Genomic DNA, 6,925 nt, shown 5'->3' with positions numbered 1-6,925 from the left:
GCGCTTGGAAGCAAGCTGGCGAATGAACTTCATCGCGTCGTTGAAGAGCGGCTGCGTCTTCTCGAGGTTGATGATGTGGATCTTGTTGCGATGGCCGTAGATGTACGGGGCCATCTTCGGGTTCCAGAAGCGGGTTTGGTGGCCAAAATGGACACCGGCTTCCAGCATTTCACGCATGGTGACTGACATGAGAACTCCAAAGGTTGGTTCTAGAATCCAGCCTGAATTGCGCTGCCCTTGAGGGGCGATACGCAACACCTTTAAACAGCCGGATTCGCGATTTCGTTTGCCCACGCCAGCTCGACATGAGCCGCATTCAGGTAAACCCGCGGAGTATAGCAGGCCTTCTCAGCCCTCCATGACGAATGACCTGACTGCAGCCCGTGATGCCATCCTCCTGGGGCAACTGAGCGCCGCAGATGCGCTGGCCGCCAGCCTCGCCAGAGCCGATCTGCCGGGAAACGCCAACACCTACGTACGGCGGTTCGACAAGCAAGGCCTTGCAGCTGCCCTGTCCATCGATGCCCAGTTCGCCGCTGGGGGGCCATTGCCGCGGCTGGGCGGCCTGGCCATCAGCGTCAAGGATCTGTTCAACGTACAAGGCCACCCGACTACCGCCGCCTCTCGCGTACTGGCCTGCGCCCAGCCGGCCAGTGCCGACTGCCCTGCAGTGGCGCGCCTGCGCCAGGCTGGCGCGGCGCTGACAGGCCACACCAACATGACCGAGTTTGCCTTTTCGGGTGTGGGAATCAACCCGCACTACGGCACCCCGGCAAACGCGGCCACGCTCGCCCTCGACTCACAGCCCCGCATTCCCGGCGGCTCCACCTCGGGCGGTGCGGTATCGGTGGCCAGCGGTGCGGCTTGGGCTGCTCTGGGCTCGGACACCGGAGGGTCGATCCGCATCCCGGCAGCGCTGCAAGGCCTGGTCGGCTTCAAGAACACCGCTCGGCTGACACCGACGGACGGCGCCATTCCGCTCTCCAGCACGCTCGACACCGCCTGTGCCATCACCCGATCGGTACGAGACGCTGTGCTGCTGCACGAAGTGCTGGCCGCGCGGCGTGTGCCGCTCACGCGGCATCCGCTCGCCGCACTTCGATTCGGCGTGCCCACGCGGCTGCTCGACGGCATGGATGCCACGGTCGCCACCGCCTTTCAACGCACCCTCGCCACACTGCGCATTGCGGGCGCGCGCATCGATGAAATTGCCCTGCCCGAGCTGGATGAGCTGGCAGCCATCAATGCCACTGGCGGCTTCTCGGCCGCCGAAAGCTGGGCCTGGCACAGAGCGCTCATCACGCAGCAGCAGGCTGAATACGACCCGCGTGTGGCGCAGCGCATTCGGCGCGGTGAATCTATGAGCGCTGCCGACTACATCGAGCTGCTACAGGCAAGAGCCGACTGGATCCGCCGCATGACAAGCAAGCTGCGCTACTTCGACGCCCTGCTCAGCCCCACCGTGCCCATCGTCGCGCCCACCGTCGCCAGCCTGGCAAGCGACGACGCCTTCTTCGCCGCCAATGCCCTTCTGCTGCGCAATCCCTCGGTCGTGAACATGCTAGACGGTTGCGCGCTTACCCTGCCCTGCCATCAGGCCAGTGAGCTGCCTGTCGGCCTCATGGTCTGGAGCCATGCCCTGCAAGACGACACCGTGCTCGATGTTTCGCTCGCCATCGAGCACGCTCTCACCAAAGGGAACAACTGATGCGCGTCGCCGTGATCGGCGCCGGCATCGTCGGCGTGACCTGTGCTTATGAGCTGGCGGCCGACGGCCATGAGGTGACCGTGTTCGAGCGGCGCGGCAGCGTCGCAGCCGAAACCAGCTTTGCCAATGCCGGCGTGATAGCCCCCGGTTACGTGACCCCCTGGGCCGCGCCGGGCATGCCCTGGCACATGCTGCGCCACCTCTTCATGCGTCATGCGCCCGTGCGCTTGAACCCAAGGCTGAGCCCCGCCACATTGAGGTGGATGTGGCGCTGGTGGCGTTCGTGCCGCACCGGTCCCTACAAGACCAACCGCGCTCGCCTGCAGCGACTGGCGGTTTACAGCAAAGAGCGGCTGCACCACCTCACGCACTCGTTGCAGCTGGACTACGAGCGCACCGAGGGTTACCTGGTGCTGCTGCGTTCAGCGAAAGACATGTCACACGCCCAAGCAGGCCTGAGCATGCTGACCGAGATGGGGGTTCACCATCGGGTACTCGATGCCACACAGTGCCGCCAAGCTGAGCCGGGTTTGAACCAAGAGGCCGAGCTGCACGCGGGCATACACCTCGCACACGACGAGGTGGCCAACTGTCGCCAGTTCGCACTTCTGCTGCGCGAAGAGGCCGAGCTGCTGGGCGCGACGTTTCGCTTCCACACCAACGTCCAGTCGCTGCACCCGGGCAAGACCCCGCGCATCACCAAGGTGTACTCGCCGATGGAAGAGTCGACCTGGCTGAACGCCGATGCGACGCAGCGCGCCGACGGCCCACCTACCGATGTATTGCCCTTCGAGCCCGAAACCGAGAGCTTTGATGCAGTCGTGGTCTGCGCCGCCCTCGGGGCCAACGATCTGCTCAAGCCTCACGGCCTCAAGCTACCGCTCGCGCCGGTGTATGGCTACTCTGTCACCGCTCCTCTGCGCAAGCTGGAAGCGCACCCCGACATAGGCCCACGAGCAGCCGTAATGGACGAGCGCTACAAGATCGCCATCAGCCGCTTGGGCTCACGCGTGCGCGTCGCAGGCAGCGCCGAGCTCGGCGGGCGGGCCGAGCCTCACAACCGCGCTGCGTTGGAAACACTCTACAAGGTGCTCAACGACTGGTTCCCCGGCGCAGCCCACATGAGCCAGGCGCAAGTCTGGAAAGGTGCTCGGCCTATGTTGCCCGATGGCCCGCCAGTACTTGGAGCGAGCGGCATCCCGGGCGTGTGGATCAACCTGGGCCATGGCTCTAGCGGCTGGGCTTTGGCTTGCGGCTCAGCGCGGGTGGTAGCCGACGCCATCGGCGGCCAGCCTGCGGGCATAGACGTCGAAGGCCTCGGCGTCGAGCGCTTGCGCGGCTGAGGAGTCCGCCTTGATGCAACGCATTCTTCCTACCCGCCATGAGTGGCCTCTCCACGACGCCGCGAGCAGCCGCCTCGCTGAGCAACAAGCGATAGCCGATGCCGAGCCGCACACGCTGATGCGCCGCGCCGGCGCCGCCGTGGCAGCGCTGGCGCGCGCGCTGCGCCCACATGCCCGCAGCGCGTGGGTCGTTTGCGGGCCGGGCAACAACGCAGGAGATGGCCTGGAAGCTGCGCTGCAGCTGCACGCGGCCGGACTTCGCGTAGAGGTGACCCTTGCAGCCGACCCTGCGCGACTGCCTCCCGATGCTCTGAATGCGCTGTCACGCGCCGAAACCGCGGGCGTCTCGATTTCTACCCAGCGCCATTCTCTGGATGCGCCCGACATTGCCATCGACGCGCTGCTGGGTTTGGGCAGCAACCGCGCACCCAGCGCCGAGATGGCGAAATGGATCACACAGCTCAACAGCCTGCCCTGCCCCGTGCTCGCCATCGACCTGCCTTCCGGCCTGAATGTTGACACTGGTCAGCCCTATGGCGAGCACTGCATCACCGCCACCCATACGCTGGCCTTGCTCACCCTCAAGCCAGGCTTGTTCACCGGGTCGGGGCGGGATCTTGCCGGCGAAGTCTGGTTCGAAGATTTGCAAACCCCCGTGAGAACAGCTGCCACCGCCATCCTCAGCGCTGCAGCCACTTCCATCACGTCGCGCAAGCACGCGCAGCACAAAGGCAGTTTCGGTGACCTTGCCGTGGTCGGCGGAGCCATCGGCATGAACGGAGCGGCCCTGCTCGCAGCCCGGGCCGCACATGCTGCTGGCGCTGGGCGTGTCTATGTCAGCCTGTTGGGCGACGACGCGCCCGCGGTCGATGCGCATCGGCCCGAGCTCATGTTCCGCCACATGTGGTGGGACGAAGGCGCTGAGAAACTCAGCCGCGCCACGGTGGTTTGCGGCTGCGGCGGGGGTGAAGCTGTACGCAAGCCGCTGCAGCGACTGCTGAGCCTGGCAGGCCGCCTGGTGCTAGACGCCGACGCACTCAACGCCCTCTCGGTTGACAGCGCGTTGCAGCAATTGCTCATCGCACGCAACACCCGAGGCAGAGAGACTGTGCTCACGCCTCATCCCTTGGAAGCGGCGCGTTTGCTGAACACCCAAACGGGCGCAGTGCAGGCCGACCGCCTGGGTGCCGCCCGTCAACTGGCCGAGCGTTTCGATTGCGTGGTGGTGCTCAAGGGCTCCGGCTCGGTGATCACATCCCACGCGTCCCTGCCATGGATCAACAGCACGGGCAACGCGGCATTGGCCACGGCCGGTACCGGCGATGTACTGGCCGGGTGGCTGGGTGGTAGCTGGTCGGCTTCAGGGTCAGGTGCGCTGCACGCAGCGCGGCAATCCACATGGCTGCATGGCCATGCAGCCGATCTGTGTACCGCACCGCCCTTGCGCGCCGCCGATCTGATCGCGGCGATGCACGCGGCATCACCTCGCTGATCAACGTCGCCGCGTCGCCTTGGTCGATGATTGGCGTGCTGCCGACTTGGCCGCACGCACCGGGTGCGGAGCGCCCTTCTTGCCAGCAGCGCCGCTCTTGCGTGCCTTGGTCGCAGCCTTGACGGCCCGATCGGCTTCTTTCACAGCAGCCAGCTCGGCGATCGGCCCGGTACCCTTGTCTACACCCGCCTTGTCGCGCTTGGCGCGTGCCACGATCGCGGCCTCTTCACCCTCATGGACCATGCGGAAGTCGATCTTGCGGCCATCGAGGTCGACACGGCTGACCTGCACCCGCACACGCGAGCCCACCGCGTAGCGCACGCCGGAGCGTTCACCCCGCAGCTCTTGGCGCGCTTCGTCGAAACGGAAATACTCGCCGCCCAACTCAGTGATGTGAATCAGGCCTTCGACATACAAGCCATCGAGCGTGACGAACAAGCCGAAGCTCGTGACCGCGCTCACCGTGCCCCCAAACTCTTCACCCAGGTGCTCGCGCATGTAGCGGCATTTGAGCCAGGCTTCGACATCCCGTGACGCTTCGTCGGCACGCCGCTCGTTGGCACTGCAATGCGCGCCAGTGGCCTCCCATCGCTCGTCTTCCGCACCTGCGCTCTTGCGCGCCTTGGTGGCCGCTTCGAGCGCACCGCTCATCAGGTTATAGCGCTTGCCTTGCAGCAGCGCCTTGATCACGCGGTGAACCAGCAAATCGGGGTAACGGCGAATCGGGCTGGTGAAATGCGTGTAAGCCTCGTAAGCCAGCCCGAAGTGGCCGCTGTTGATGCCCGTATAGATGGCTTGCTGCATGGAGCGCAGCAGCATGGTGTGGATCTGCTGCGCATCCGGGCGGTCTTTGGTTGCTGCCGCGATGACCTGATACTCGCTTGGCTTGGGGTCGTCGCTGATGCTCAAGCCCAAACCGAGTTGCTTCAGGTAGTTTTGCAGCAGCGTCTTCTTCTCGGGCGTAGGGCCCTCATGCACGCGGTACAGCGACGGGTGCTTGGCCTGGGCAATGAAATCGGCCGAGCACACATTGGCTGCCAACATGGCTTCTTCGATGAGCTTGTGCGCCTCGGTGCGCGTGCGAGGCACGATCTTCTCGATGCGACCGTTGTCGTCGCAGATGATTTGCGTCTCGGTCGTTTCGAAATCGACCGCGCCGCGCTTGGCTCGCTCTTTCAGCAGCGCGCGGTAAACCTCGTGCAGGTGCAGCAGATGAGGCACCAAGTCCTTGCGGCGAGCGGCCTCGGGCCCGCGTGTGTTCGACAAGATCGCCGCCACCTCGTTGTAGGTGAAGCGCGCATGCGAGCAGATGATCGCTGGGAAGAACTGGTAGGCGTGGATCTCGCCCGCCTGCGTGATGAGCATGTCGCACACCATCGCCAAACGATCTTCGTTCGGGTTCAGCGAGCACAGCCCGTTGGAGAGCTTCTCCGGCAGCATCGGGATCACGCGCCGTGGGAAGTACACCGAGGTGGCACGCTCATACGCGTCGTCATCGATGGGCTCACCAGGCTTCACGTAGTGGCTCACATCAGCAATCGCCACCACCAGGCGCCAGCCTTCAAAGGCGCTCTTGCCACGGCCGGTTTTCACGGGCTCGCAGTACACCGCGTCATCGAAGTCACGTGCGTCTTCGCCGTCGATGGTGACCAGCGGCACGTCGCTCAGGTCGATGCGGTCACGTCGATCAGTTGGGCGGATTTTGTCGGGCAGACCCGCCGCCTGCGCGAGCGTCTCTGACGAAAACTGGTGCGGCACTTCGTATTTGCGCACCGCGATCTCGATTTCCATGCCGGGGTCGTCGATCTCCCCCAGCACTTCGGTCACACGGCCCATGGGCTGTGAATAAAGCGAAGGCGGCTCGGTCAGCTCGATGGCCACCACCTGCCCCACGGTCGCGTTGGCAATCGCGTTCTTGGGCACCATGATGTCTTGCCCATAGCGCTTGTCTTCGGGGGCGACCAGCCAGATGCCGCTTTCGTGCAGCAAACGCCCGATGATCGGCGCCTTTTTGCGCTCCAGAATCTCAAGCACACGCCCTTCAGGTCGGCCCTTGCGGTCGTACCGGATGACCCGCGCCTTCACGCGATCGCGGTGCAAGACTGCGCGCATCTCTTGTGGAGAGAGATACAGGTCGGGTTGGCGATCGTCGCGCACGAGAAAACCATGACCGTCACGGTGGCCTTGCACGGTGCCTTCGACCTCGCTCATCAGTTCAGTCCCGATGGCGGAGGCGTTTGAAAAATTTGTTTGTTTAATGATAGAATCCAAGACTTCCTGAAATGCCCAGGTGGCGGAATTGGTAGACGCACTAGTTTCAGGTACTAGCGGGTAACTCCGTGGAGGTTCGAGTCCTCTCCTGGGCACCAAGACAGAGATAAA

The 6,925-nt window shown here is 64.4% G+C and carries 5 protein-coding genes and 1 tRNA gene; 4 read left to right on the top strand and 2 right to left on the bottom strand.

Annotated elements, in window-relative coordinates:
• A partial coding sequence (rpsB, locus tag AC30QB_RS21475) for a 30S ribosomal protein S2 (RefSeq protein WP_489548311.1) occupies window positions 1-189 on the bottom strand: 189 nt, incomplete at its 3' end.
• 169 nt (window positions 190-358) lie between these two features.
• Between rpsB and AC30QB_RS21470 the strand changes: the two genes are divergently transcribed.
• From AC30QB_RS21470 to AC30QB_RS21460, 3 genes are read left to right on the top strand one after another with little or no spacing between them, the layout of a single operon-like run.
• Complete coding sequence (locus AC30QB_RS21470; protein ID WP_489548310.1) at window positions 359-1,708, top strand: amidase; 1,350 nt, start codon at window positions 359-361, stop codon at window positions 1,706-1,708.
• Complete coding sequence (locus AC30QB_RS21465) at window positions 1,708-3,051, top strand: FAD-dependent oxidoreductase (RefSeq protein WP_489548309.1); 1,344 nt, start codon at window positions 1,708-1,710, stop codon at window positions 3,049-3,051. The genes AC30QB_RS21470 and AC30QB_RS21465 overlap by 1 nt, the downstream gene beginning before the upstream one ends.
• A 13-nt stretch (window positions 3,052-3,064) precedes the next feature.
• Complete coding sequence (locus AC30QB_RS21460) at window positions 3,065-4,543, top strand: NAD(P)H-hydrate dehydratase (RefSeq protein ID WP_489548308.1); 1,479 nt, start codon at window positions 3,065-3,067, stop codon at window positions 4,541-4,543.
• Here AC30QB_RS21460 and rnr read toward each other — a convergent pair whose 3' ends face one another.
• The gene (rnr, locus tag AC30QB_RS21455) at window positions 4,544-6,802 is read right to left on the bottom strand and encodes a ribonuclease R (RefSeq protein ID WP_489548312.1); all 2,259 of its coding nucleotides are present in this window, start codon (window positions 6,800-6,802) and stop codon (window positions 4,544-4,546) included.
• A gap of 25 nt (window positions 6,803-6,827) precedes the next feature.
• On the opposite strand from rnr, the gene AC30QB_RS21450 reads away from it, so the two are divergent.
• Window positions 6,828-6,912: transfer RNA gene (locus AC30QB_RS21450), tRNA-Leu, on the top strand.
• The last annotated feature ends 13 nt before the right edge of the window (window positions 6,913-6,925 follow it).

Source organism: Rhizobacter sp. (genome assembly GCF_046595475.1).
GTDB lineage: Bacteria > Pseudomonadota > Gammaproteobacteria > Burkholderiales > Burkholderiaceae_C > Rhizobacter.
Note: the sequence above shows the minus strand (reverse complement) of the source record. Positions and strands in the feature narration are given on the sequence as shown.